The sequence below is a fragment of the uncultured Abiotrophia sp. genome, from assembly GCF_938010525.1.
GTDB lineage: Bacteria > Bacillota > Bacilli > Lactobacillales > Aerococcaceae > Abiotrophia.
Map to the genome: position 1 here is coordinate 86687 of NZ_CALLVK010000022.1, position 24732 is coordinate 111418.

A 24732-nucleotide genomic window follows, 5' to 3' on the forward strand; every position below is an offset into this window, starting at 1 on the left:
GTTCACTCCTTTTATATACTCCAACAGTATAGAGGACGGTCCCAGACATTGCAAGGAAGAGGTAACAAGTTATGTTAGATTATCTAACATAAGATGCCGCTTAAAGGTCTTTCTGGAACCAGGCCACATCCTGCCAAGCACCAAATTTATAACCCACCTTCTCGAATAAGGCCACTTGGTGATAGCCCTGCTTGAGGTGGAACTCCACACTACCCTCACCAGGATAGGCCACACAGGCGGTCACCCGCCGAATACCCTGCTGGCGCAAGGCTTCTTCTAGGGCCACATAGAGCTTGGCCCCTATGCCCTGACCCCGGACTGAGCGCTTGAGATAGACAGAGACTTCGGCCACATACTGGTAGGCTGCTCTGGGGTGGAAGGCCGAGCCATAGGCATAGCCTACTACTTCTCCCTCCAATTCCGCCACCAAGTAGGGATAGTGGGCCAGGGTCTGCTTAATTCGCTGACGAAAATCTGACACAGAGGGCACTTCATACTCGAAGGAAATCACCGTCCGCTCCACATAAGGCCGGTAAATGGCTCTCAGGCTTGGGGCATCTTGTGGATTGGCGGACCGAATAACGATTGACATGGCGGACATCCTCTCTGCGCTCTCTGGCTAAAGTTCCTTCTATTGTGCCATCCAAGCCTCCTAAATGCAAGCCAGGTGGCCTCATCTTACACAATAGTAACCTGGCTGTAACCAAAAAAGGCTGAGATTTCAATCTCAGCCTTAAAAGCTAGCTTAACGGGCTTGCATCCAGCGTTGGAATTGCTCATCGCTGGCATAGACATAGTGGCCCTCTGCTACTTGATGTTGACTTAGGGGTGCATCGGTTGCCTCATGTTGATAAGGCTGACGCACACGGGTGCTCTCACTAATTGGATCCGGTTGAGGAACCGCTGATAGGAGGGAGCGAGTATAAGGGTGAACAGGCGAATGATAAAGATCGTGGGCTGGGCCTACTTCAACGATTTTACCTGCGTACATCACCGCAATGCGGTCACTAATGTACTTGACCATGGACAGGTCGTGGGCGATGAAGAGATAGGTCAGGCCACGTTCCTTCTGTAGGCGTTTGAGCAGGTTAACCACCTGAGCTTGAATGGATACGTCCAAGGCCGAAATGGGCTCATCGGCAATGATGAAACGCGGCTTGAGCGCCAAGGCACGGGCAATCCCTAAGCGTTGGCGTTGGCCCCCTGAGAACTCATGGGCATAACGGTTAGCATGCTCGCGGTTGAGACCAACTGCTTCCAGTAATTCAGCAATGCGGTCTGCCCGCTCCTGCTTATTGCGATAGAGGCCATGAATATCGAAACCTTCGGCAATAATTTCCCCGGCGGTCATCCGCGGGTTGAGGGAAGCATAAGGATCTTGGAAGATCATTTGCACGTCGCGAGCGAAGGCTTGACGTTGAGCCTGAGACTTAAGGTCTGATACTGGCTTGCCGTCGAAGATGATTTGACCATCAGTGATGTCATAGAGACCGATAATGGAACGACCTGTCGTCGACTTACCACAACCTGATTCCCCAACCAAGCCTAGGGTTTCCCCTTCATAGACATCGAAGCTAATGCCGTCAACGGCCTTAATCGGCGCTGACTTCTTGCCAAAGTGTTGGACTAGGTTTTGAACTTCTAATAACTTCTTAGGCATGTGGCACCTCTTCTCTACGCGCTTGATAAGATTCAATCCGGTGGCGAATGACCTCAGGTAGTTCAACCTTAGGCGCCTCAGGATGGAGTAGCCAAGTTTTGGCATAGTGGCCAGGACTCACCTCATAGAAAGGTGGCTCGGCCTTGTAATCAATTGCCAGGGCATAAGGGTTACGTGGCGCAAAAGCGTCCCCTACTGGTGGATTAATCAAGTTAGGTGGCGCGCCTGGAATGGTATAGAGCTCCTCGCTATCTTCACTATCCAAGTCTGGCATAGAGCCCAATAGGCCCCAAGTATAAGGATGTTTAGGATTGTAGAAAATGTCATGAGAAGAGCCATACTCGACGATTTGTCCGGCATACATAACCGCCACGCGGTCAGCCACATTGGCTACTACACCCAAGTCGTGGGTGATAAAGATAATGGCATTGCCGTTCTTCTCTTGAATTTTCTTCATGAGTTCCAGGATTTGCGCCTGGATCGTCACGTCTAAGGCCGTGGTTGGTTCATCCGCAATCAAGATCTTAGGCTCAGCGGCCAAGGCAATAGCGATGACCACCCGTTGCCGCATCCCACCAGAAAACTCGTGAGGATACTGCTTAAAGCGACGTTCTGGATCTGGAATCCCTACTTCTGCTAGGAGCTCAATGGCCCGTTGCTTAGCGGCTTCCTTGCTGACCCCTTTCTTGTGGGTCAGAATCACTTCCATGATTTGCTTACCTACTCGCATGGTAGGGTTAAGAGCGGTCATAGGGTCTTGGAAAATCATGGCGATTTCATTACCGCGGATACTTTCCATTTCCCGTTCCGATAATTTGAGCAGGTCCTTGCCCTCGAAGAGGATTTGGCCATCTTCATAACGACCAGCAGGCTGCGGAATAAGGCGCATCAGGGCATTAGAGGTTACACTCTTACCTGAGCCGGACTCCCCTACAATCGCCAGGGTCTCGCCCTTGGCCAAGGTGAAGTCTACACCCCGTACTGCCTGTACCAGGCCGGCATAAGTCTTGAAATTAATGCGGAGATTCTTTACTTCTAACAATGGTTCAGTCATGAGATCTCCCTACTTTCTTAATTTTGGATCCAAGGCATCCCGCAAGCCATCGCCAATGGTATTGAAGGCGAAGATGGTAATGGAGATGAGCAAGGCTGGGAAGACAAGACGCCATGGGGCTGTTGCCAAGGCTTCGTTCCCTTCGGAGGCCATGGTCCCCCAGCTGGCCATAGGTTGGGTAACCCCCAAACCAAGATAGCTTAGGAAGGACTCGGTAAAGATTGCCCCCGGAATGGATAAAGTCATGGTGACGATGATGCCACCCAAGGCATTTGGAATCAAGTGGCGACGGATTAGGTGCCAGGTGCTAGCCCCCAAAGTCCGAGAAGCTAAAACATACTCCTGGTTCTTAATCGAGAGAACTTCCCCCCGCACAATCCGGGCCATACGTACCCAACCAGTCAAGGATAGGGCTACAATCATCGGTAACAAGCCCTTGTCTAGGACCACCATGACCAGGACCACGACCAAGAGATAAGGCAGCGCGGTTAAGACGTCGGCAATCCGCATCATGACATCGTCTACACGTCCCCCGAGGACGCCGGCTGTCGCACCCCAGAGGACGCCGATTACGAGGTCAATGACCGCCGCAATCAAGCCGATGAAGAGGGAGATACGGGCACCCACCCAGACGCGGACGAAGACATCCCGTCCCAGGTTGTCGGTCCCGAAGAGATAGGTGGCATTAGGGGCTGTATTGTAGGACCCTGTTTGATCACTAAAGCTAATCGGCCAGAAGATCGGCACGAAAATGGCCAAGAGAGCAATGACTACCAGCAAGGCCACACTGAAGAGGGCCAACTTGTTGCGGGCAAAGGTATGGAAGACTTGACCCCAGAAGGAGGTCGTCTTCTGACTTAAGATGTCAGTCTGGTCCTCTTTAATCCCGACCAACTCAAAATCTTGGGCTGTATATTCTACTTGGCTCACGCTGACTCGCCTCCTTCTAACTTAATGCGTGGATCAATCCACATATAGACAATATCCACCACTAAGACTGCAAATAAGAGCAGGATGGAATAAAAGACTGTGGTCCCCATAATGACGGTGTAGTCACGGTTGGTAATGGACTTAACGAACTGGCCACCCAAACCTGGAATGGCGAAGATGTTTTCGACAATGAAGGAACCTGTGACAACCCCGGCCAAGAGTGGCCCTAAGTAGGACACAACTGGTAAGAGGGCATTCCGCAAGGTATGCTTGAAGACAATCTTCCACTTGCTGAGGCCTTTGGCCTTGGCTAGCTTGACATACTCGGAGGTATTCTGTTCCAACATACTAGAACGTGTTAATTTGGCAATATTCCCCATGAAACCTAAGCCAAGAGCAAAGGATGGCAGTATGGTATAGCTGAAGCCTTTCCAACCAGACACTGGGAACCAGCCCAAATGAACAGCGAAGAGGTATTGGATTAAACCTGCCAAGATAAAGGAAGGCACAGAAATCCCTAGCACCGCCACCACGGTCGCGGCATAGTCGCGCACCTTGTTGTGATAAGTAGCAGAGATAACCCCTAAGGTCGTCCCCAAACCAACGGCGATGACCAAGGCTTGCATCCCTAGGGCTAAGGATACTGGGAAACTAGAAAAGATGATATCGTTGGTTGAACGGCCCCGGTACTTCATGGAATAACCGAAGTCGAACTTAAGAATGCCCACTAGGTAATCCTTGAACTGGACATACCATGGGTTGCTCAAACCATACTGTTTGTTGAGTTGGGCTTGAATGTTAGCCGGCAAGGCCTTCTCGCTGGCAAATGGATTCCCTGGTGCAATTCGCATCAGGAAGAAGGTCAAAGTGATAATACAGAATAGGGCAATGACCATATAAATTAGGCGCTTGAAGATATATTTGCGCATGTCTACTCCTCCTCTAATAATTTAAGGGCGGATCTGAAACCCGACCTCTTATTTGCTACTTCTATTCTCTCATTAAAATCACGGCTTAAGATTTGGCTTACTAAGCGTGAGGATGACCTTCTGCCAGCTTTTTTGCCCCCATAGCTGACCCAACATCATCCGAAAGATTAAAAACACATGAATTAATTTTAATCTTTAATTCACCATTTGTCAATATTTTTTCCGACAATGAGCGTTTTCATGGCATAAAAAACTCCCCTTGCTAAGCAAGGGGAGCGCTAGGCATAAGATTTAATTCTCAGGCACTTATTCTACCTCTAAGTATTTCAAGTCAATCTTACCAAGTGGCGAAGTTGCTAAGCCCTTGATGTTGTCTTTCTTAACACTTACTTGAGTGTAGTCATAGATTGGAATAACTGGCATTTCGTCCATTAAGACTTTTTCAGCCTTCTTCAGAATTTCTAAACGTTTGTTAGCGTCAGTTTCTTTGGCTGCTTCTTCTAGGTACTTAGCGTAGTCTGCATTTTCCCAACCAGTGTAGTTGTTACCTGCATCAGCGCTACGGTACTGATCTAAGAAGGTCAAGGCATCATTGAAGTCACCAGACCAACCTAAACGAGCCACTTGGAAGTCACCGGTTTTGAGACGATCTAAGTAAACTTGGAACTCAGAGTTGTCCAATTCTACCTTAATGCCCAAGTTCTTAGACCAACCTTCTTGAATGTATTGAGCGATGGCTGCGTGAGCTTCACTGGTGTTCATAGAAATCTTAACAGTCAATTCACTTGGATCTTTGAGGCCCAATTCTTGTAAACCTTTAGCCAAGTATTCTTTGGCGCCTTCATAGTCGGCATCCTTGAAGTAGTTAGCGTCTGTTTCGAAACCAGTAACTGAAGCTGGCACAATACCCTTAGCAGGTTTTTGTTCCGCCTTGGTAATGTTGGTTACTAAACCTTGACGGTCAATAGCTAAAGCCAAGGCCTTGCGGATATTGACATTAGACATTACAGGGTCTTTAGTGTTGAGTTTGTAGACGTAGATAGCTGATTGTGGTGTAACTTTAAGAATCCCTTGTTTCTTGAAGCCTTCAAAAGAATCTAAAGACAAGGTCCCGAATGGTGCGCTGACGAAGTCAATCTCACCAGATTGGAACATCTTGGTGACGGTTGAGTCAGACTCAACGATTTGAGCGTTGACACGGTCAACCTTGACATTGTCCTTATCCCAGTATTGGTCATTCTTTTCTAAGGCTAGGTCCGCATTGTGGTTCCACTCAGCTAACTTGAAGGCCCCGTTAGTGACATACTTGTCGCTTAAGTCGTCAGCCCAGTCAGCGTTAGCTTCTACCACCTTTTTGTTAACAGGTGCAAAAGCATAGAAAGAAGTTAAGCTTAAGAAGTAGGCAGTTGGGTTGACTAACTTAACTTCTAAGGTAGTGTCGTCGATGGCTTTGACCCCAACTTGGTCTGCTCTCCCTTTGCCCTCGTTGTAGGCTTGCGCCCCTTCGATGACGAAGAAGAGCCCTGCGTAGTCAGCCCCGGTTTCAGGGTTGATGACACGTTTCCAGGCATATTCAAAGTCACCCGCTGTAACAGGGTCACCGTTAGACCATTTAGCATCTGAACGAAGCTTGAAGGTATAGGTCTTGCCATCTTCGCTGACTTGCCAAGATTCAGCCACACCAGGCACTTGGCTCTTGAAGTCTTGCGATTCACGAGTCAAGCCTTCGAAGACGTTATGGATGATGTTCCCGCTTGGTGCATCAGACGCTTTGGCTGGGTCGATGCTTGCCATTTCTGAAGACACAACGGTGTTGACTTCTTTACCTTGAGCGTGTGCCGGTAAAGGTGTTGGTAAGCTTGCAGCCAAGGCTAAAAAGGCAGCGCCGGCTAACAAGGATTTCTTGAGTACTTGTTTCATAAGTATCCCCCTTAGTAAAATTAAAATCACATGAGTTAATTTTAAGGGAACTCTGAATAAATGTCAATGATTTTTTAATAGCAAAGCAAAAGCTCCCTCGCTAGGCAAGAGAGCTTGATCAATTATTTAGTAAATGGCGATGGCTCATAGAAAACCTGATGGAGACAAAGGCCCTGCGGCGGTGCCGTTGGCCCTGCTTCCTTGCGGTTCTGAACCTGAATCAAACGCTCCAGTTCATTAACAGGACGCAACCCATCTCCGATTTGCAGGCTAGTGCCGACCAGAATCCGAATCATATTATAGAGGAAACCTGTCCCCTGGAACTGGAAGACCAGTTCCTGCTGGTCCTGATCTTGCCAGACTCGAGCCACATGAACCGTCCGCACCTTGTCTTCCTTATCAGTCTTAGTCGAACAGAAGCTGGTGAAGTCGTGGGTTCCCACCACGGCCTCCAAGGCTTGATTGATTCGGTCTAAGTCATAGCGATAGGGATGGTGGAGACTGTAGAGGCGTTTGAAGGGATTGGCATAGGGTCCCACATCTACCCGATAACGGTACTCCTTACCCACAGCATGGTAACGGGCATGGAAATCATCGGCCACCCGAGCCACTGTCACCACCTTAATAGCCGGATCCAAGAGGGCATTGAGGGCTCGTTGCATGGCTTGTTGAGGCATGGGAGCGGGATAATCAAAATGCACCACCTGGCCCAAGGCATGAACCCCTGAATCAGTCCGGCCTGACGCCACCGTAGGAATGGTCACGCCCTCGGGGCACTTGGCCATTTTGATTAGAGCCGCATCCAGATTGGCCTGAATAGAAGGACCGTTGGGCTGGACCTGGTAGCCGACAAAGCGACTCCCGTCATAAGCGAGTTGAATAGCATAACGTGGCATGGCCTCACCCCACTGGCCAGAAACGGCTAGCTAACAAGGCTAAGGTCAGCACTAGCAAGGCCCAAGCTACTTGTCTATCAGCTGGGCTATAGGCCAACTGGCGGTACTTGGTACGGCCTTCTGCTCCACGATAGCCCCGAGCTTCCATGGCGGTTGCCATTTCTTCGGCCCGGTTGAAGGCGGAGATGAAGAGGGGCACCAGAATCGGTACGACGGCCTTCATTCTCTGCATGAGGCTACCTTGATCGAACTCTACCCCACGCGAGCGTTGGGCGTTCATAATTTTCTGGGCTTCATCCATGAGGGTTGGCACATAGCGCAAGGCAATAGCCAGCATGAGGGCCAACTCATGGGCTGGAAAACCAAAGCGAGCCAGCGGCCGCAAGAGATGCTCAATCCCATCCGTTAGCTCTAGGGGAGCCGTCGTTAAGGTTAAGATAGTGGACATCATGATAATGAGGACCAGACGCATGAAGATAAAGGCCCCGCTCTCCAAACCACCGGTCGAGAGGACAAAAGGTCCCCACTGCCAGAAGACATGGCCCCCATTAGTGAAGAGAATCTGGAAGACCACAGTGAAGAGAATCAGCCAAATCATGGGCTTAACCCCATTGATAAAGAACTTAAAGGAAAGACCGGTCAACTTAATAGCCAAGAGAGTAAAAAGTGCCAAGATGGCATAACCCAACCAGGAATCGGCTAGGAAGACCACAAATATAAAGTAGAAAGAAGCTAGCAACTTGGTCCGCGGATCTAAGCGATGAATCCAAGAATCCATGTTGATATAGCGTCCCAGTAACATTTTATCCAACATGGCCGGTCCCCTCCTTAGCTGGAAGATGGGCCATGAGCAAGTCGGCTAAGGCTTCAACGGTCAGGGGCGCCTGGTCAATGGCCAGGGCTTGATCTTCTAAGCGCTCCTGTAATTTCTCCAGAAACTGCATGGAGCGTGGCACATCTAAGCGTCGTTGACGTAGCCAATCCGTCTGGCTGAAGACTTGTTCAGGCGTCCCCGTCTTAACCACCGTGCCCCCTTCCATGACAATGACATGGTCGGCATAGCGGGCAACGTCATCCATTTGGTGACTGATTAAGACCAGGGTCAACTTATCCTCTTTTTGGAGGCGCATGAACATGTCCAGCATTTGGGCTTGTCCCAGTGGGTCTAGGCCGGCAGTTGGCTCGTCTAAGACCAGCACTTGCGGTTCTAAGGCCAGAACACCGGCAATGGCCACCCTTCGCATTTGGCCGCCACTGAGATCGAATGGTGAGCGCTCATAGAGATCCGGACTGATGCCGACTAGGGCTAATTTTTCCTTAGCAATGGTAAGCGCATCCTCTTCTGAGACACCAAAATTCAAAGGTCCAAACATGACATCCTTGAGGACCGTCTCTTCGAAGAGCTGGGCTTCCGGGAATTGGAAGACGACACCGACCTGCTTACGCAATGGCTTTAGGGAAGGTAACTTAGCCGTAGATGTAACCAAGACATCCCCTAGACGTACAGACCCCTTGGTTGGCTTAATCAAAACATTAAGGTGTTGAATCAAGGTCGACTTACCTGAACCCGTATGGCCGATGACGGCAGTCACTTGGTGGGCTGGAATGGTTAAATTAACGTCGAAGAGGGCCGCTACCTCAAAAGGTGTATTGGCATTGTAATGGTAACTTACTTGGTCGAATACAATGGTGTGATCCATGTCAATAAGGCCTCCTCATCGAGATAGTTATCCGGCACATCCAGTCCGCGGGCAGCTAGGGCGTCCTTGAGTTTCTGTGAAAAAGGCACATCCAGACCCTGTTCCACTAATTGCTCCCCCATTAGGAAGATTTCTTCTGGTTTCTTGTCTTGGACTAGACGCCCGCCCTGCATCATGAGGATACGGTCAGCCAAGCTGGCTTCGTCCAAATCATGGGTAATGGAAATAACCGTCAGGTTGAAGCGTTCCTTAATCTTACGAATGGCTGCAATCACTTCTTGGCGGCCGTTAGGGTCCAACATAGAGGTAGCTTCATCTAAGATGATAATATCAGGCCGCAAGGCCAAGATGCTAGCTAGGGCCACCCGTTGCTTCTGGCCACCTGATAGGCGGGCAGGCTCCTTGTCCTTAAATTCTGACATCCGAACCTCCGCCAGCGCCTCTTCAATCCGGGTGATCATCTCTTGACGTGGTACCCCATTATTTTCCAGACCAAAGGCCACATCATCTTCTACCGTCGAACCAACAAATTGGTTGTCTGGATTTTGGAAGACCATACCCACTGAGCGACGCGCTTCCCAAACGGTCTCTTCGTCAATGGTTAGGTCCTTAATGGTTACCTGGCCTGCAGCAGGCACGAGGAGTCCATTCATAATTTTGGCTAGGGTCGACTTGCCTGAGCCGTTTGGCCCAATAATAGCCACCCATTCGCCTTCCTTGATTTCTAGGGAGACATCGGTCAGGGAGTTGACCTCGCTACCATAGTAACGAAAATCGATATGCGATAGTTTTACAACGCTTGCTGCCATGTCTTTTTCATCCTCTCTGCCTCTGGGGCCATCTTACTACTTTCATAGCTAAAGCCAGTCTTCTGCCTAGCCTTAGCTATGAAAGCAACTCACCCCCTTACTCTACCACCTGGGGGCGTCACTTTCAAGAATTTGAGTATAAGACCAAAAAAAAATCACTTTTACGATGATAGCTAGCGATTGGGGAAGCGGGAGGCTCCCCCAATCGTGCTATAGAGCTAGACCCTGTAGTTGGTTAGCAAGGCTACAGAATCGTCACACTCCTCATCATAAAGCGAATTCTCACTCTATTATACTAATTCGATGATTGCCATTGGGGCGCCATCACCACGACGTGGGCCGGTCTTCAAGACACGGGTGTAGCCACCTTGGCGGTCAGCGTAGCGCTCAGCGTACTCACCGAACAAACGAGTCAAGACACGTTCAACAACGACTTGATCCCCTTCAACGGTTGCGCTAGCAATCTCGTTACGCAAGAATGCTGCAGCACGACGGCGTGATGCTAAGTCACCTTTTTTACCTAAGGTAATCATTTGATCAACGAATTTACGTACTTCTTTGGCACGAGTTTCTGTGGTTTCGATACGGCCGTATACGATCACATCAGTAGTTAAGTCACGCAATAATGCGTTACGTTGTGCGCTCTTACGTCCTAATTTGCGGTATGCCATTATTCAGTTTCCTCCTTTGCTTTGAATATGAAATATCCTATACTAGTCGTCTTGGCGTAAGCTCAACTCAAGGTTAGCCAATTTTTGTTTGACTTCCTCTAATGATTTACGGCCAAGGTTACGTACTTTAATCATTTCTGCTTCTGATTTGTTAGTCAACTCTTGAATCGTGTTGATGCCCGCGCGTTTCAAACAGTTGTATGAACGAACGGATAAGTCTAACTCTTCAATCGTCATGATTAACATTTTCTCTTTTTCAGCTTCTTCCTTCTCAACCATAATTTCAGTTTGACGCGCTTCATCGTTGAGGTTAACGAAGATATTTAAGTGCTCCGTTAAGATTTTAGCGGCTAAACTTAATGATTTTTCAGGACTAATTGAACCGTCGGTCCAAATATCTAAAGTTAATTTATCATAAACGTTCTTTTGCCCGATACGGGTGTTTTCGACTTGATAGTTTACCTTCTTAATTGGGGTATAGATCGAATCGATTGGTAAGACGCCGATTGGCATGTCTTCCCGTTTGTTGTGTTCGCTCCGTACATAACCACGACCGTTGGCTACGTTTAGACGCATCTTCAATTCAGCGCCATCAGCCAGGGTGCAAATGTAGAGCTCAGGGTTGAGGATTTGCACATCGTTATCATGCATAATATCAGCTGCGGTCACAACTTTTGGACCGGTGACGTTTAATTCAATTACTTTTGACTCTTGAGTGTGAAGTTTCAATGCTAATTTCTTCAAGTTCAAGATAATCGTTGGAACATCTTCCACGATACCTTCAACTGTAGCAAATTCATGCAGTACTCCATCAATCTGGATGCTAGTAACAGCGGAACCAGGTAATGAAGATAATAAAATACGACGTAATGAATTTCCAAGGGTTGTTCCATATCCACGTTCAAGTGGTTCAACGACAATTTTACCAAATTTGGCATCGTCACTGACTTCAATCGTTTTAATTTCTGGCTTTTCAATTTCGATCATCGATTATATTCCCCTTTCAAAACGTTAGTCTTGGTAATAACGCGCTTCACAGTTGCTTGAGTCATCTAGATTATACGCGGCGACGTTTTGGAGGACGGCAACCGTTGTGAGGAATAGGGGTAACGTCGCGGATGGCGGTTACTTCTAAACCTGTAGCTTGCAATGAACGAATTGCTGACTCACGACCTGAACCTGGGCCTTTTACTGTTACTTCAACAGTCTTCATCCCGTGATCCATAGCACCTTTAGCAGCCACTTCTGAAGCCATTTGTGCAGCGAATGGGGTAGATTTCTTAGAACCACGGAAACCTAATGAACCTGCGGATGACCATGAAATAGCATTACCATTCACGTCAGTGATCATAACAATAGTGTTGTTGAATGTAGAGCGAATGTGTGCTACACCTTTCTCGACATTTTTTCTAACACGACGGCGACGACGTGCAACTTGTTTTTTCTTTGCCATGAAGTTTATACCTCCTTCATTCTATATTCGAGTATTATTTTTTACCAGTGACCATTTTCTTAGGTCCTTTACGTGTACGAGCGTTGTTCTTGGTGTTTTGACCACGAACTGGCAAGCCACGACGGTGACGTAAGCCACGGTAAGAACCGATTTCTTGGAGACGCTTGATGTTCAAGCTAATTTCACGACGTAAGTCCCCTTCAACTTTGAGGCCGTCAATGATTTCACGGATACGGTCGAGCTCATCGTTTGATAAGTCCTTAACGCGAGTGTCTTCAGAAACGTTTGCTTGTTTTAATACTTGTTGTGCAGTTTTCAAACCAATACCGTAGATGTATGTTAATGAGATTACTACACGTTTTTCACGCGGAATATCTACTCCAGCAATACGAGCCATTTATCTGGCACCTCCTTCTTATTAACCTTGACGTTGTTTATGTTTTGGATTTTCGCAAATTACCATCACATTGCCGTTGCGACGAATGATTTTACATTTTTCGCAAATTGGCTTTACAGATGCTCTAACTTTCATCTTAACTAATTCCCTCCTTAAATTCGAAACGGAACGGTTTACTTAAAGCGGTAGGTAATACGACCACGTGTCAAATCGTAAGGAGATAATTCAATCGTTACCTTATCTCCTGGTAAGATGCGGATGTAGTTCATCCGGATTTTACCTGAAACGTGAGCCAGTATTTCATGCCCATTCTCTAATTCAACCTTAAACATTGCATTTGGTAAAGTTTCAATGACTGTACCTTCAACTTCAATTACATCATCTTTAGCCATTCATACTTCCTCCTCTTACCAACTTACTGTTAGGCTATTGTGCCACTGAGGACAAAATCTGGCGGATATCTTCGTAGACCTTGTCGATGGCTTGTTGACCATCCACTCGGTGAAGAAGCCCACGTTCCTCATAATAATCCAGTATTGGTCGAATTGATTCCATTTGGAGATTGATACGATATGCAACTTTCTCAGGCTTGTCATCTTCACGTTGATAGAAATCACTGGCACCACAATTGTCACAGACACCTTCAACCTTCGGTGGGTTGTAGAGTTTGTGGTAGGTTGCCCCACAGTTGCGGCAGATGATTCGGCCACTCAAGCGATCCTTGAGGACTTCTGGATCTACATCGATATAGATAACGGCATGGATTGGGGAGTTTAACTCCACCAAGTTTTGATCAAGCGCCTGAGCTTGTGCGCTGGTACGTGGGTAGCCATCCAACATGAAGCCTTGGGCTTTCACGTCATCTTGGGCTAAACGTTCACGTACAATGGCGTTGGTCACTTCATCAGGAACCAGGTTCCCGTTGTCAGTGTAAGCCTTGGCTTGGAGCCCAAGTGGGGTTTCGTTCTGAATCGCAGCACGAAAAATATCCCCAGTTGCAATATGTACGATTTGATAATCTTTTACTAGACGTTCACTCTGTGTCCCTTTACCGGCACCAGGCAAACCCATTAATAAAATATTCATCTTGTATCTTCCCTTTACTTCTATTTGACACATGATTATTGAATGAATCCTTGATAACGGCGTTTGATAACGCGCCCTTCGACCTGCTTAGCAGTCTCAATGGCAACCCCGACCACAATCAGCAAGCTAGTCCCGCTGAGTGAGATACGTGACGTTAAGTTCCAGAAGAACCCTGCCACAATCGGCAATACCGCAATCAAAGTCAAGTAAAGTGCGCCTACTCCGCTCAAGCGGTTGATTACTTTGGTTAAGTAAGTTTCGGTATCTTTCCCAGGACGGACGCTTGGAATGTACCCGCTCGACTTCTGCAAGTTCTCGGCAACCTTCTCCGGATTCACTTGAATCAATGAATAGAAATAAGTAAACGCAATTAATAGTACAGTGTAGAAGATTACACCGTAGAGTGTTTGGTAGTCGAAGAGTTGTACCAGGAAGTCCATCCATGGGTTAGTCCGATCGACTGTCACAAACGAGAATATCATCTGAGGTGTTGTAATAAACGAGCTAGCGAAAATTACTGGAATAACCCCAGCTGAGTTAATTTTAAGCGGGAGGTGAGCTGAGTAGCGCGCCCCTGACGCTTTCTTAGAATAATGGATTGGGATACGCAATTGAGCCCGTTCCATTAAAACGATAATGACGATTAAGATGACGATGACCAAGATAATGGCTGCCAATGACAGCATGTTGGTCATAGCATGATCTCCACCATTTACGAGATGGCGTTGGAGATAACCCATCAATTCCTTAGGCACTTCCGCAACAATCCCGGCCATGATAATCATGGACAAGCCGTTACCAACACCGCTTCGGGTAATCATCTCACCCAACCAGACCAAGAACATGGAACCAGCTGTTAAGATGAGGGCAATCGTTAGGTAACGCATTGTCGTTGGGTTGGCAATCAAGCCCAGACGCGCCATCCGGTTAAAACCGAGGGCGATACCGTAAGATTGTACTAAACCAAGGGCAATGGCAACATAAGTGGTCCATTGGTTGAGCTTACGACGCCCAACTTCCCCTTGCTTAGCCCATTCAGTAAACTTAGGCACAATGTCCATTTGTAATAACTGAATGATGATTGAGGCGGTAATGTATGGGGAAACCCCCATGGCGAAGAGCGAGAAGCGCTTCAAGGCCCCGCCGCCGAAGGTGTTCAATAAGCCTAAGAGGCCGCTCTCAGCGAAAGTGTTAATCGCTGAAACTCGAACCCCAGGTACAGGAATATGTGACCCTAATCGGAATACCGCAAAAACGAAGAGCGTGAAAAAGATGCGACGACGCGTATCTTTATCCGCAAATGCATTTTTAATGAAGGTAAACATTAGATCACCTCGATTGATCCACCAGCTGCAGTAATTGCTTGCTCTGCACCTTTAGAGAATTTGGCTGCTTGAACAGTTAATTTTCTTTCAAGTTGACCATTACCTAAGATTTTTACTCCTGATAATTCTTTCTTAACGACACCTGCTTCAACTAAGAGAGCTGGTGTAACTGTCGTACCGTCTTCGAAGCGGTTGAGAGCTTCCAAGTTAACGACTGCATATTCTTTACGGTTGATGTTGTTGAATCCACGTTTTGGTAAACGACGGAACAATTGAGTTTGTCCACCTTCGAAACCTAAACGTACGCCACCGCCAGAACGGGCTTTTTGACCTTTTTGACCGCGACCAGCAGTTTTACCGTTACCGGAACCTTGACCACGACCGACACGGTTACGTTCTTGACGTGAACCTTCAGCAGGTTTTAATGTATGAAGTTTCATTCCTGTGGCACCTCCTTGTATTAGTCTCTAATTTTTATGCTTCTTTTACTTCAACTAAGTGACTGATCGTATTGATCATCCCACGAACTGCTTCGTTGTCTGGTTTAACAACGGTCTTGTAAGTCTTAGTTAAACCTAAAGCCTTAGCAGTTTGGATTTGATTTTTAGGACGACCGATCAAGCTGCGTTTCAATTGGATTTGTAAGTTCGCCATTTGATTGTCCTCCTTAGCCTAAAATTTCTTCGACTGATTTGCCACGTAAAGCAGCAACTTCTTCAGCTACTTTCAATTGTTTCAAGCCTTCTACAGTCGCACGCACCATGTTGATTGGTGTGTTAGAACCAAGAGACTTACTTGTTACGTCAGCTACCCCTGCTAATTCCATTACGGCACGAACAGGACCACCTGCTGCAACCCCAGAACCGGCTGGTGCTGGTTTGATTAAGACACGACCACCACAGAATTCGCCAATTGCTTCGTGAGGAATTGTGGTTCCGGTCAATGGTACTTCGATTAAGTTTTTCTTCGCATCTTCGATAGCTTTACGGATTGCTTCTGGAACTTCTTGAGCTTTACCAGTACCAAAGCCAACGTGACCGTTCTTGTCACCGACAACTACTAAAGCTGAGAAACGTAGACGACGTCCACCCTTAACAACTTTGGTAACACGGTTAATCGTCACAACGCGTTCTTCGATGTTTTCCAAGGTATTTGGATTGATGTGAACCATGAACTAGTGTCCTCCTTCTATTAAAATTCTAGGCCGTTTTCACGAGCTGCTTCAGCCAAAGCTTTCACACGACCGTGATATAGGTACCCACCGCGGTCGAAGACAACTTTCTTGAAGCCTTTTGCTACCGCACGTTCAGCAACTAATTTACCTACAGCTGAAGCTTGCTCAACTTTGGTCCCTGTTACTGATTTGTCATTACTAGAGGCACTTGCAAGCGTCACACCCGCTACGTCATCAATTAATTGAGCGTAGATGTGCGTGTTGGAACGGAACACGTTCAAGCGTGGGCACTCAGCAGTACCAGAGATTTTGTTTCTTACGCGAGCATGTCTTTTACGACGTACTTTGTTTTTATCTGGTTTTGTAATCACAATTTTCACCTCTTTAAGTTTAAGTTATAGGAGAAGATCAGGACCGGTCTATTACTTACCAGTCTTACCTTCTTTACGACGTACATATTCGTCAGTGTAACGAATCCCTTTACCTTTATATGGTTCTGGTGGACGTACGCCACGGATGTTGGCTGCTAATGCGCCGACTTTCTCTTTATCGTAACCTTCTACGATAATCTTAGTGTTAGAAGGAACTTCAAAGTTAGCACCTTCAACTGGTTCGAATTCAACTGGGTGAGAAAGACCCACGTTCAATACTAATTTGTTACCTTGTTTTTGAGCACGGTAACCGACCCCGATAAGGTCTAATTCTTTCTTGAAGCCATTCGCTACACCTTCAACCATGTTGCTGAAGACAGAACGCATAGTCCCGTGTAATGAACGGTTTTCTTTTGAATCATTTGGGCGAGTGAAGACTACTTCATTCTCTTGAACTTCCAACGCAATGTTTGGGTGGAAGTCACGTGTCAAAGTACCTTTAGGGCCTTTTACAGTCACTGTATGACCTTTTACTTCGACGGTTACGCCTGCTGGAATCACGACTGGTTTTTTACCGATACGACTCACAGGGCTGCACCTCCTCTTTCTTATTTCTAGTTATCTTAAATATGAATAGATTAGATTACCAAACGTAAGCTAATACTTCGCCACCGACACCAGCTTGACGAGCTTGTTTGTCAGTCACAACACCGTTAGAAGTTGAGATGATGGCGATCCCTAAGCCGTTTAATACCTTAGGTAGGTCTTCTGATTTGGTGTAGATACGCAAACCAGGTTTTGAAATACGCTTGATGCCAGTGATAACTTTTTCGTTGTTACGGCCGTACTTCAAGAAGATGGTGATTTCACCTTGTTTGTCGTCTTCTGCGACTTCATAGTTTTTGATGAAACCTTCTTGTTTCAAGATTTCAGCAATCGCTACTTTGATTTTTGAAGATGGTGCTGATACAGTCTTGTGTCCTACGCTGTTAGCGTTACGGATACGAGTTAAGAAATCAGCAATTGGATCTGTCATAACCATGTTGTATTTACCTCCTCTTTGTTCAGTATGGATTACCAGCTGGCTTTCTTCACGCCAGGGATTTGTCCTTTGTAAGCAAGTTCGCGGAAGCAAATACGGCAAAGTTTGAATTTACGATATACGGAGTGTGGACGTCCGCAACGCTCGCAGCGCGTATACTCTTGAACTTTGAATTTAGGTGACCGCTTGTTTTTTGCAATCATTGATTTTTTAGCCAATGTTCATTCGCCTCCTTGTCTTATTTTTGGAAAGGCATGCCTAATTCTTTAAGTAAAGCATGTGCCTCTTCGTCAGATTTCGCAGTTGTTACGATAACGATGTCCATCCCGCGGACTTTATCAACGTTATCATAGTTCACTTCAGGGAAGATAAGTTGTTCTTTGATCCCTAAGGTGTAGTTCCCGCGGCCATCGAAGGCTTTGTTGCTGACACCGTGGAAGTCACGAACACGTGGTAAAGATACAGTGACTAACTTGTCTAAGAAGTCGTACATACGCGTACCACGTAGGGTCACTTTACACCCGATTGGCATACCTTCACGGAGACGGAAGCCCGCGATGGATTTCTTAGCTTTGGTAATCACTGGCTTTTGACCAGATAATAAAGTGAGTTCGTCAACAGCTTTTTCTAAGTTCTTAGCGTTAGCTACTGCGTCACCCACACCCATGTTGATGACGATCTTTTCAACTTTAGGTACTTGCATTACAGAAGTGTAGTTGAATTGTTCGATCAATTTTTTAGTTACTTCGTTTGAGTATTTAGCTTTTAAACGATTTTCCATGTAGTGTTAATCCTCCTCTCGCTATTGATTAGATGGTTTCGTTAGATTTCTTCGCGAAACGGACTTTCTTGCCGTCTTCGAAACGATAACCCACACGTGTTGCTTCCCCTGATTTAGGATCAACGAGTTTAACGTTAGACACGTGGATTGGTGCTGGGAATTCTTCAATCCCGCCTTGACCTGCTTGAGAAGGTTTAACGTGCTTCTTGGCAATGTTCAAGCCTTCTACGACTACGCGGTCTTCTTTTGGTAAGGTACGTAAAACAGTCCCTGTTTTACCTTTATCTTTACCTGCAATTACTTTAACTGTATCGCCTGTTTTGATACGCATGAATAGTTTCCTCCTTCGTTAATATTTCTTATAAAACTTCTGGAGCTAATGAAACAATCTTCATGTAGTTGTTATCACGCAATTCACGTGCAACTGGTCCAAAGATACGCGTACCACGAGGGCTCTTATCGTCACGGATGATGACGCAAGCATTTTCGTCAAACTTGATATAAGAACCATCTTTACGGCGAGCTCCTGATTTAGAACGTACGATTACTGCTTTTACGACGTCACCTTTTTTAACAACTCCACCTGGCGTTGCTTGTTTAACCGTTGCAACGATAACATCCCCGATATTAGCAGTTTTGCGGTTTGAACCACCTAATACACGAATTGTTAACACTTCACGTGCGCCAGAGTTGTCAGCAACTTTTAATCGACTTTCTGTTTGAATCATTTCGATGTCCTCCTTCCGAGATATACTTGGTTAATTAGATAATGACTGCTTCTTCAACAATCTCTAATAAACGGAAGCGTTTCGTAGCTGATAATGGACGAGTTTCCATAATGCGCACGATGTCGCCTTCTTTTGCACGGTTTTCTTCATCATGTGCTTTATATTTCTTAGAATATTTAACGCGTTTACCGTATTTAGGGTGAGTCTTACGAGTTTCGACTAAAACCGTGATGGTTTTGTCCATTTTGTCGCTCACGACACGACCTTGGTAAACTTTACGTTGGTTGCGTTCTGTCGTCATTGATGTTAGCCTCCTTTGCTGGTTTATTTAGACAATTCTTGCTCGCGTAAAGCAGTTTTGATACGTGCGATAGATTTACGTACAGTGCGTAAACGTGCTGTATCTTCTAATTGTCCTGTTGCTAATTGGAATCGAAGGTTGAAGAGCTCTTTCTTCAACTCAGCTTCACGTTCAAGCAACTCAGCAGTGGATAACCCTTTGATTAACGCTTTAAATTCATTAGTTTTCATTCGATTCACCACCATATTCTTCACGTTTTACGAACTTGGTCTTAACTGGTAGTTTATGCGATGCTAAACGTAATGCTTCACGTGCGATTTCTTCAGATACACCCGCTACTTCAAACATAATCTTGCCACGTTTAACTGGTGCTACCCAACCTTCAGGTGCCCCTTTACCAGAACCCATACGAACCCCGATAGCTTTTGCAGTATATGATTTGTGAGGGAAGATTTTAATCCATACTTTCCCACCACGTTTCATATAACGAGTCATCGCAATACGGGCTGCTTCGATTTGACGGTTTGTGATCCAGTGAGATTCAGTAGCTCGTAAGCCGTATTCACCGAAATCAACTTGTTTACCACCTTTAGCTTCTCCGCGCATTTTACCACGGAATTCACGACGGTGTTTTACACGTTTTGGTACTAACATTGATTAGTTCCCTCCTTTCTCAGAGTTTTTCTTTTGTGGCAATACTTGGCCACGGCAGATCCAAACTTTAACTCCTAACTTACCGTAAGTAGTGTCCGCTTCTTCCCATGCGTAGTCGATGTCGCTACGTAAGGTATGGAGTGGCACAGTACCTTCAGAGTATGCTTCGCTACGCGCAATATCTGCACCGTTCAAACGGCCTGATACCATGGTTTTGATCCCTTGAGCGCCAGCTTTCATAGTACGTTGGATAGCTTGCTTTTGAGCACGGCGGAAAGCCACACGGTTTTCTAATTGACGTGCGATATCTTCAGCAACCAATTTAGCGTCTAAGCTTGGTTCTTTGATTTCTACAACGTTAATAAAGACTTTCTTGCCGGTTAATTTGCTTAATTCCGCACGGACTGCATCGATTTCGGAACCACCTTTACCGATGACCATACCTGGCTTAGCAGTGTGAACAGATACAATCACACGGTTAGCAGCACGTTCGATTTGGATGTTAGAAACTGATGCTTCTTTTAATTTCTTGTATAAGAATTTGCGGATAGCTAAATCTTCGTGTAAGTATTCAGCAAAGTTCTTGTCTGCATACCATTTAGCGTCCCAGTCGCGGATGACGCCGACACGCATACCAATTGGATGTACTTTTTGACCCATTGATTAAGCCTCCTCTTTCTCAGATACCACAACAGTGATGTGGCTTGTACGTTTGTTGATTGGTGAAGCTGAACCTTTCGCACGTGGGCGGAACCGTTTCATGGTTGGGCCTTCGTTAGCGAATGCTTCACTCACGTATAAGTTTTCCAAGTCAAGATCGTAGTTGTGGTCCGCGTTAGCGATAGCAGACATCAACACTTTCTCAACGATTGGGGCACCTGCTTTAGGTGTGAATTTTAAGATGGCAATTGCTTCGCCAACTTTTTTACCTCGGATAAGATCTAAGACTAAGCGAACTTTACGAGGCGCAATGCGAACTGTTCTTGCAACTGCTTTTGCAGATGTAACTTGGTTAGACATCTTGTTTTCCTCCTATAAATTAGCGTTTCTTAGATTTCTTGTCGTCAGCTGCGTGACCTTTATAAGTACGAGTTGGTACGAATTCACCTAATTTGTGACCTACCATATCTTCTTGAACATATACAGGCACGTGCTTGCGGCCATCATAAACGGCAATGGTTAAACCAATGAAGTTAGGGAAGATGGTTGAACGACGTGACCAGGTTTTAATAACTTGTTTCTTTGTGCTTTCTGCTTGCTCTTCCACTTTTTTCATTAAGTGCGCATCACAGAAAGGTCCTTTTTTCAAACTACGACTCACAATGAAGCCTCCCTTCGATTATTTGTTACCGGCGCCTATTATTTTTTACGGCCGCGGATGATTAACTTGCTAGATTTAGCTTTCTTAGAGCGGGTTTTCTTACCAAGTGTTGGTTTACCCCATGGAGACATCGGAGATTTACGCCCGATTGGTGCACGACCTTCACCACCACCGTGTGGGTGATCGTTAGGGTTCATTACGGAACCACGAACTTCAGGACGTTTGCTCATCCAACGTGCACGACCGGCTTTACCGATGTTTACTAATTCGTGTTGTTCGTTACCAACAACCCCGATAGTTGCACGGCAAGTTGATAAAATCATACGGACTTCACCAGAGTTCAAACGAACTAAAGTGTATTTACCTTCGTGACCCAATACTTGAGCGCTAGTACCAGCAGAACGGATTAATTGACCGCCTTTACCTGGTTTTAATTCGATGTTGTGGATTACAGTACCTTCAGGGATGTTTGCTAATGGCAATGCGTTCCCGATTTGGATGTCGGCATGTTCACCAGATTCAATTTTTTGGCCTACTTTCAAGCCTTTTGGTGCCAAGATGTAAGTCTTGATCCCGTCTTCGTAGTGTACCAACGCGATGTTAGCGGTACGGTTTGGATCGTACTCGATTGTTGCGATAGTCCCTACTACGTTGTCTTTGTTACGTTTGAAATCGATGATACGGTAAGCGCGTTTGTTACCGCCACCTTGATGACGAACAGTGATTTTACCTTGGTTGTTACGGCCGGCTTTTTGTTTTTGTGAAGATAACAATGTCTTCTCTGGTTTTGATGCAGTGATTTCGCTGAAATCATAACCAGTCATGTTACGACGACCGTTAGAGGTTGGTTTGTACTTTTTAATCGCCACTCTTATTCCCTCCTACTTACTCATTTTCTAGGTGATTATTCTGCTTCGTTAGCGAATAATTCGATGTCTTTTGATTCAGCAGTCAAGGTTACGACTGCTTTCTTGTACTTACGAGTGAAACCAGCGTAACGGCCCATGCGTTTTGCTTTACCGTCAACGTTGATCGTGTTAACTTTCTTAACTTTAACCCCTTCAAACATTGCTTCAACCGCTTGTTTGATGTGAGTTTTGTTAGCACGACGGTCTACTTCGAACGTGTATTTTTTCTCGTCTAAACCAGCAACTGATTGTTCAGTGATGACTGGGCGTAATACTACTTCTGATAATTGCATTATGCTAAAGCCTCCTCTACGGTTGAAAGTGCTGCTTTAGTGATGACAAGTGTGTCGTAGTTTACAACGTCTAATACGTTCACGTTGCCTTCGTCGATCACTTTCACGTTAGCTAAGTTACGTGCTGAGAAGTAAGCGTTGGCGTTAGTCCCTTCTAATACTAAGAGAGTCTTCGCATCTACTTTAAGGTTGTTCAATACTGACTTGAATTCCTTAGTTGATGGAGCTGCAAAGCTGAGTTCATCAACAACTACTAACTTGCCTTCTAATACTTTCTGAGATAATACAGATTGTAACGCTAAGCGGCGTACTTTCTTTGGTAATTTATAACTGTATGAACGAGGTGTTGGACCAAATACGGCACCCCCACCAACCCATTGTGGTGAACGGATAGAACCTTGACGTGCACGGCCAGTCCCTTTTTGTCTCCATGGCTTACGGCCACCACCGCGTACAGCGGAACGGTTCTTCACCGCGTGAGTCCCTTGACGTAAAGATGCACGTTGCATGATTACTGCGTCGAAGATTACGTCTTCGTTAGGTTCAACCCCAAATACAGCTGCATTCAATTCGATTTCGCCGATTTGTGAACCGTCTTGTTTAAATAAACTTACTTTTGTCATTTACTCGTTCCTCCTTCCTCGAATTATTTAACTGTTTTAATTGCTTGTTTGATTTCAACGAGTGATTTCTTGGCACCTGGGACATTACCCTTGATCAAGATTACGTTGTTTTCTACGTCAACCGCTACAACTTCCAAGTTTTGGATCGTTACGCGTTCGCCACCGGTTTGACCTGGAAGGCCTTTACCCTTGAAGACGCGTGATGGGAACGAAGCCCCACCCATTGAACCTGGACGACGGTGGTAACGAGAACCGTGAGCCATTGGACCACGTGATTGGCCATGACGCTTGATTGCACCTTGGAATCCTTTACCCTTGGATGTACCCGTCACATCGACGATGTCGCCAGCTGCGAAAGTTTCCACTGTGATTTCTTGTCCTACTTGATATTCTCCAAGCTCAACTTCGCGGAACTCGCGAATGAAGCGCTTAGGAGTAGCATTTGCTTTTGCTACATGACCTTTAGCAGGTTTGTTTGACAATACTTCACGCAAGTCTTGGAAACCTAATTGAACCGCTTCGTAGCCATCGTTTTCCATGGTTTTAACTTGTAATACCACGTTTGGAGTAGCTTCGATAACAGTTACAGGTACCAATTCACCGTTCTCAGTGAAGAATTGAGTCATCCCTACTTTTTTACCTAAGATTCCTTTGGTCATGAGTACACCTCCATTTTTCTAAAATTATAATTTGATTTCTACGTCTACACCACTAGGTAAGTCTAATTTCATCAAAGCGTCAACTGTTTTGTTAGTTGGTTCTAAGATGTCGATTAAACGTTTGTGTGTACGCATTTCGAATTGTTCGCGAGAGTCTTTGTATTTGTGAGTCGCACGAATCACGGTATATAAAGAACGCTCAGTTGGCAGTGGGATTGGCCCCGCTGTCTTCGCTCCTGTTCTTTGTGCTGATTCTACGATTTTGCTTGCTGCTAAATCCAATGCACGATGCTCGTAAGCCTTCAAGCGAATCCGAATTTTTTTGTTTGCCATTTAGATTTCCTCCTTCGTCAATTTTGATAAAATGACTTGCTCCACAAGAATTTCCAACCTCACCCGCCCGTGGCAAAGCGTCCGGGTGTGTCGCAACCTCTCGCTTCATAGCTGTCTTTCCCACCTCTAAGAGGGGGCATGTCCTGCGATGGGCACACTGGTACCCATTAAGGCACAATCATTATTATAGCGTAGGAATACTTGTAAATCAAGGCTTTTCTCAAGTTTTTTTGGCCTTTTTGTATGTTTTCGTTTTCATGTCGGATGATGACGATTTCTCTGTTACCTGGCCGATAACAATTCACTTTTTAGGTGATGTTTCGGCCAATTTTTTTTGGCCTTTTGGACACAAAAATAGCCAAGACCCTCTCAGGAGCACTTGGCTAAAAATAATAATGGCTATTCCGCAAAATCTACGTCGATGGCCTTGGTCAGAACATCGCAGTAGCTATAGGAGACACACGCTAGGGTGTTGGCCTCTTGCTCTAAATCAACAACGAAGACAGAACGATAGGTTTCTTTCAGGACGCCTCGGCGCGTACGCTTTTTGTTACGACCGAGTTGGACGGTGATAATTACTTTTTCGCCGATATTTTGATCCATGAGGGATTTAATCTCGGCAATTTCTTTTGGCATAAGCCTCACCTCTTTCCTACTATTATAGCACAGTTAGATAGACTAACCTAGGAAAGGTCGGCAACTTATCCTGAAAAA

The 24732-nt window shown here is 45.9% G+C and carries 40 protein-coding genes; all 40 read right to left on the reverse strand.

Translation table 11 applies throughout. The features are described 5' to 3' along the window. Positions 1-100: 100 nt before the first annotated feature. The 40 genes from Q0339_RS06470 to Q0339_RS06665 all read right to left on the reverse strand — a co-directional run bounded on the left by Q0339_RS06470 (position 101) and on the right by Q0339_RS06665 (position 24654). The gene (locus Q0339_RS06470) at positions 101-592 is read right to left on the reverse strand and encodes a GNAT family N-acetyltransferase (RefSeq protein ID WP_298078003.1); all 492 of its coding nucleotides are present in this window, start codon (positions 590-592) and stop codon (positions 101-103) included. A gap of 153 nt (positions 593-745) precedes the next feature. After that, on the reverse strand, positions 746-1660 hold the full coding sequence (locus tag Q0339_RS06475) for an ATP-binding cassette domain-containing protein (protein WP_268442457.1): 915 nt from the start codon (positions 1658-1660) through the stop codon (positions 746-748). Then, entirely contained in the window at positions 1653-2714 is a 1062-nt protein-coding gene (locus Q0339_RS06480) for an ABC transporter ATP-binding protein (protein WP_070756176.1), read from the reverse strand. Before Q0339_RS06480 ends, Q0339_RS06475 begins: the two co-directional genes overlap by 8 nt. Positions 2715-2723: 9 nt before the next feature. Further along, complete coding sequence (locus Q0339_RS06485) at positions 2724-3644, reverse strand: ABC transporter permease (RefSeq protein WP_298078004.1); 921 nt, start codon at positions 3642-3644, stop codon at positions 2724-2726. Further along, positions 3641-4573 carry an ABC transporter permease gene (locus tag Q0339_RS06490; RefSeq protein WP_298078005.1) on the reverse strand — a complete coding sequence of 311 codons (933 nt, stop codon included), beginning with the start codon at positions 4571-4573 and terminating at the stop codon, positions 3641-3643. Before Q0339_RS06490 ends, Q0339_RS06485 begins: the two co-directional genes overlap by 4 nt. 306 nt (positions 4574-4879) lie before the next feature. Next, entirely contained in the window at positions 4880-6493 is a 1614-nt protein-coding gene (locus tag Q0339_RS06495) for a peptide ABC transporter substrate-binding protein (protein ID WP_298078006.1), read from the reverse strand. Between the two features lie 122 nt (positions 6494-6615). Beyond that, complete coding sequence (truA, locus tag Q0339_RS06500) at positions 6616-7389, reverse strand: tRNA pseudouridine(38-40) synthase TruA (RefSeq protein WP_298078007.1); 774 nt, start codon at positions 7387-7389, stop codon at positions 6616-6618. Between the two features lie 4 nt (positions 7390-7393). Continuing rightward, positions 7394-8203 carry an energy-coupling factor transporter transmembrane protein EcfT gene (locus Q0339_RS06505; protein ID WP_298078009.1) on the reverse strand — a complete coding sequence of 270 codons (810 nt, stop codon included), beginning with the start codon at positions 8201-8203 and terminating at the stop codon, positions 7394-7396. Next, positions 8193-9089: an energy-coupling factor ABC transporter ATP-binding protein gene (locus Q0339_RS06510; RefSeq protein ID WP_298078010.1), complete on the reverse strand. Its 897-nt coding sequence runs from the start codon at positions 9087-9089 to the stop codon at positions 8193-8195. Before Q0339_RS06510 ends, Q0339_RS06505 begins: the two co-directional genes overlap by 11 nt. After that, positions 9059-9898, reverse strand: coding sequence for an energy-coupling factor ABC transporter ATP-binding protein (locus tag Q0339_RS06515; RefSeq protein WP_298078011.1), 840 nt, complete (start codon positions 9896-9898; stop codon positions 9059-9061). Before Q0339_RS06515 ends, Q0339_RS06510 begins: the two co-directional genes overlap by 31 nt. A 290-nt stretch (positions 9899-10188) precedes the next feature. Beyond that, entirely contained in the window at positions 10189-10569 is a 381-nt protein-coding gene (rplQ, locus tag Q0339_RS06520) for a 50S ribosomal protein L17 (RefSeq protein ID WP_023391459.1), read from the reverse strand. A gap of 42 nt (positions 10570-10611) precedes the next feature. Beyond that, positions 10612-11556 (reverse strand): DNA-directed RNA polymerase subunit alpha, encoded by a 945-nt coding sequence (locus Q0339_RS06525; protein WP_023391460.1) that lies wholly within the window; start codon positions 11554-11556, stop codon positions 10612-10614. 70 nt (positions 11557-11626) lie between these two features. Then, positions 11627-12022, reverse strand: coding sequence for a 30S ribosomal protein S11 (rpsK, locus tag Q0339_RS06530; RefSeq protein ID WP_023391461.1), 396 nt, complete (start codon positions 12020-12022; stop codon positions 11627-11629). A 34-nt stretch (positions 12023-12056) separates the two neighbouring features. Continuing rightward, positions 12057-12419: a 30S ribosomal protein S13 gene (gene rpsM / locus Q0339_RS06535; protein WP_023391462.1), complete on the reverse strand. Its 363-nt coding sequence runs from the start codon at positions 12417-12419 to the stop codon at positions 12057-12059. A 21-nt stretch (positions 12420-12440) separates the two neighbouring features. Continuing rightward, entirely contained in the window at positions 12441-12554 is a 114-nt protein-coding gene (gene rpmJ, locus Q0339_RS06540) for a 50S ribosomal protein L36 (protein WP_083316295.1), read from the reverse strand. 38 nt (positions 12555-12592) lie between these two features. Next, complete coding sequence (gene infA / locus Q0339_RS06545; protein WP_023391463.1) at positions 12593-12811, reverse strand: translation initiation factor IF-1; 219 nt, start codon at positions 12809-12811, stop codon at positions 12593-12595. A 34-nt stretch (positions 12812-12845) separates the two neighbouring features. Continuing rightward, the gene (locus Q0339_RS06550; RefSeq protein WP_070756168.1) at positions 12846-13505 is read right to left on the reverse strand and encodes an adenylate kinase; all 660 of its coding nucleotides are present in this window, start codon (positions 13503-13505) and stop codon (positions 12846-12848) included. A gap of 35 nt (positions 13506-13540) precedes the next feature. Further along, positions 13541-14830 carry a preprotein translocase subunit SecY gene (secY, locus tag Q0339_RS06555; RefSeq protein ID WP_070756167.1) on the reverse strand — a complete coding sequence of 430 codons (1290 nt, stop codon included), beginning with the start codon at positions 14828-14830 and terminating at the stop codon, positions 13541-13543. Next, on the reverse strand, positions 14830-15270 hold the full coding sequence (rplO, locus tag Q0339_RS06560; protein WP_023391466.1) for a 50S ribosomal protein L15: 441 nt from the start codon (positions 15268-15270) through the stop codon (positions 14830-14832). Before rplO ends, secY begins: the two co-directional genes overlap by 1 nt. A 34-nt stretch (positions 15271-15304) precedes the next feature. Further along, positions 15305-15484: a 50S ribosomal protein L30 gene (gene rpmD / locus Q0339_RS06565; protein WP_023391467.1), complete on the reverse strand. Its 180-nt coding sequence runs from the start codon at positions 15482-15484 to the stop codon at positions 15305-15307. A gap of 13 nt (positions 15485-15497) precedes the next feature. Then, positions 15498-16001 carry a 30S ribosomal protein S5 gene (gene rpsE, locus Q0339_RS06570; RefSeq protein ID WP_023391468.1) on the reverse strand — a complete coding sequence of 168 codons (504 nt, stop codon included), beginning with the start codon at positions 15999-16001 and terminating at the stop codon, positions 15498-15500. A gap of 20 nt (positions 16002-16021) precedes the next feature. Next, a complete protein-coding gene (rplR, locus tag Q0339_RS06575) occupies positions 16022-16384 on the reverse strand; it encodes a 50S ribosomal protein L18 (RefSeq protein WP_023391469.1) in 363 nt (120 codons plus the stop codon). A gap of 42 nt (positions 16385-16426) precedes the next feature. Further along, entirely contained in the window at positions 16427-16963 is a 537-nt protein-coding gene (rplF, locus tag Q0339_RS06580; RefSeq protein ID WP_298078013.1) for a 50S ribosomal protein L6, read from the reverse strand. A 55-nt stretch (positions 16964-17018) separates the two neighbouring features. Continuing rightward, entirely contained in the window at positions 17019-17417 is a 399-nt protein-coding gene (rpsH, locus tag Q0339_RS06585; RefSeq protein WP_023391471.1) for a 30S ribosomal protein S8, read from the reverse strand. A gap of 32 nt (positions 17418-17449) precedes the next feature. Continuing rightward, positions 17450-17635, reverse strand: a complete 186-nt coding sequence (locus Q0339_RS06590; RefSeq protein ID WP_083316294.1) for a type Z 30S ribosomal protein S14 — start codon at positions 17633-17635, stop codon at positions 17450-17452. Between the two features lie 20 nt (positions 17636-17655). Continuing rightward, entirely contained in the window at positions 17656-18198 is a 543-nt protein-coding gene (gene rplE, locus Q0339_RS06595; RefSeq protein WP_298078016.1) for a 50S ribosomal protein L5, read from the reverse strand. Positions 18199-18226: 28 nt separating this feature from the next. Then, positions 18227-18529: a 50S ribosomal protein L24 gene (gene rplX / locus Q0339_RS06600; RefSeq protein ID WP_291428063.1), complete on the reverse strand. Its 303-nt coding sequence runs from the start codon at positions 18527-18529 to the stop codon at positions 18227-18229. Between the two features lie 28 nt (positions 18530-18557). Next, positions 18558-18926, reverse strand: coding sequence for a 50S ribosomal protein L14 (gene rplN, locus Q0339_RS06605; RefSeq protein ID WP_023391474.1), 369 nt, complete (start codon positions 18924-18926; stop codon positions 18558-18560). A gap of 34 nt (positions 18927-18960) precedes the next feature. Continuing rightward, a complete protein-coding gene (gene rpsQ / locus Q0339_RS06610) occupies positions 18961-19227 on the reverse strand; it encodes a 30S ribosomal protein S17 (RefSeq protein WP_023391475.1) in 267 nt (88 codons plus the stop codon). 23 nt (positions 19228-19250) lie between these two features. After that, on the reverse strand, positions 19251-19457 hold the full coding sequence (gene rpmC / locus Q0339_RS06615) for a 50S ribosomal protein L29 (protein ID WP_023391476.1): 207 nt from the start codon (positions 19455-19457) through the stop codon (positions 19251-19253). Next, the gene (gene rplP / locus Q0339_RS06620; RefSeq protein ID WP_023391477.1) at positions 19447-19881 is read right to left on the reverse strand and encodes a 50S ribosomal protein L16; all 435 of its coding nucleotides are present in this window, start codon (positions 19879-19881) and stop codon (positions 19447-19449) included. Before rplP ends, rpmC begins: the two co-directional genes overlap by 11 nt. A gap of 3 nt (positions 19882-19884) precedes the next feature. Next, positions 19885-20541, reverse strand: a complete 657-nt coding sequence (rpsC, locus tag Q0339_RS06625; protein WP_023391478.1) for a 30S ribosomal protein S3 — start codon at positions 20539-20541, stop codon at positions 19885-19887. A 3-nt stretch (positions 20542-20544) separates the two neighbouring features. Beyond that, the gene (rplV, locus tag Q0339_RS06630) at positions 20545-20901 is read right to left on the reverse strand and encodes a 50S ribosomal protein L22 (RefSeq protein WP_023391479.1); all 357 of its coding nucleotides are present in this window, start codon (positions 20899-20901) and stop codon (positions 20545-20547) included. Positions 20902-20920: 19 nt separating this feature from the next. After that, positions 20921-21202 (reverse strand): 30S ribosomal protein S19, encoded by a 282-nt coding sequence (gene rpsS / locus Q0339_RS06635; protein ID WP_035364047.1) that lies wholly within the window; start codon positions 21200-21202, stop codon positions 20921-20923. 38 nt (positions 21203-21240) lie between these two features. Then, positions 21241-22071, reverse strand: a complete 831-nt coding sequence (rplB, locus tag Q0339_RS06640) for a 50S ribosomal protein L2 (RefSeq protein ID WP_035364049.1) — start codon at positions 22069-22071, stop codon at positions 21241-21243. A gap of 35 nt (positions 22072-22106) precedes the next feature. Then, positions 22107-22403, reverse strand: a complete 297-nt coding sequence (gene rplW / locus Q0339_RS06645) for a 50S ribosomal protein L23 (protein ID WP_023391482.1) — start codon at positions 22401-22403, stop codon at positions 22107-22109. Further along, a complete protein-coding gene (gene rplD, locus Q0339_RS06650) occupies positions 22403-23026 on the reverse strand; it encodes a 50S ribosomal protein L4 (RefSeq protein ID WP_298078018.1) in 624 nt (207 codons plus the stop codon). Before rplD ends, rplW begins: the two co-directional genes overlap by 1 nt. 23 nt (positions 23027-23049) lie before the next feature. Next, complete coding sequence (gene rplC / locus Q0339_RS06655) at positions 23050-23685, reverse strand: 50S ribosomal protein L3 (protein WP_023391484.1); 636 nt, start codon at positions 23683-23685, stop codon at positions 23050-23052. A 24-nt stretch (positions 23686-23709) separates the two neighbouring features. Further along, on the reverse strand, positions 23710-24018 hold the full coding sequence (gene rpsJ / locus Q0339_RS06660; protein ID WP_023391485.1) for a 30S ribosomal protein S10: 309 nt from the start codon (positions 24016-24018) through the stop codon (positions 23710-23712). Between the two features lie 399 nt (positions 24019-24417). Next, positions 24418-24654: a Veg family protein gene (locus Q0339_RS06665; protein ID WP_070756164.1), complete on the reverse strand. Its 237-nt coding sequence runs from the start codon at positions 24652-24654 to the stop codon at positions 24418-24420. Between the last annotated feature and the right edge of the window lie 78 nt (positions 24655-24732).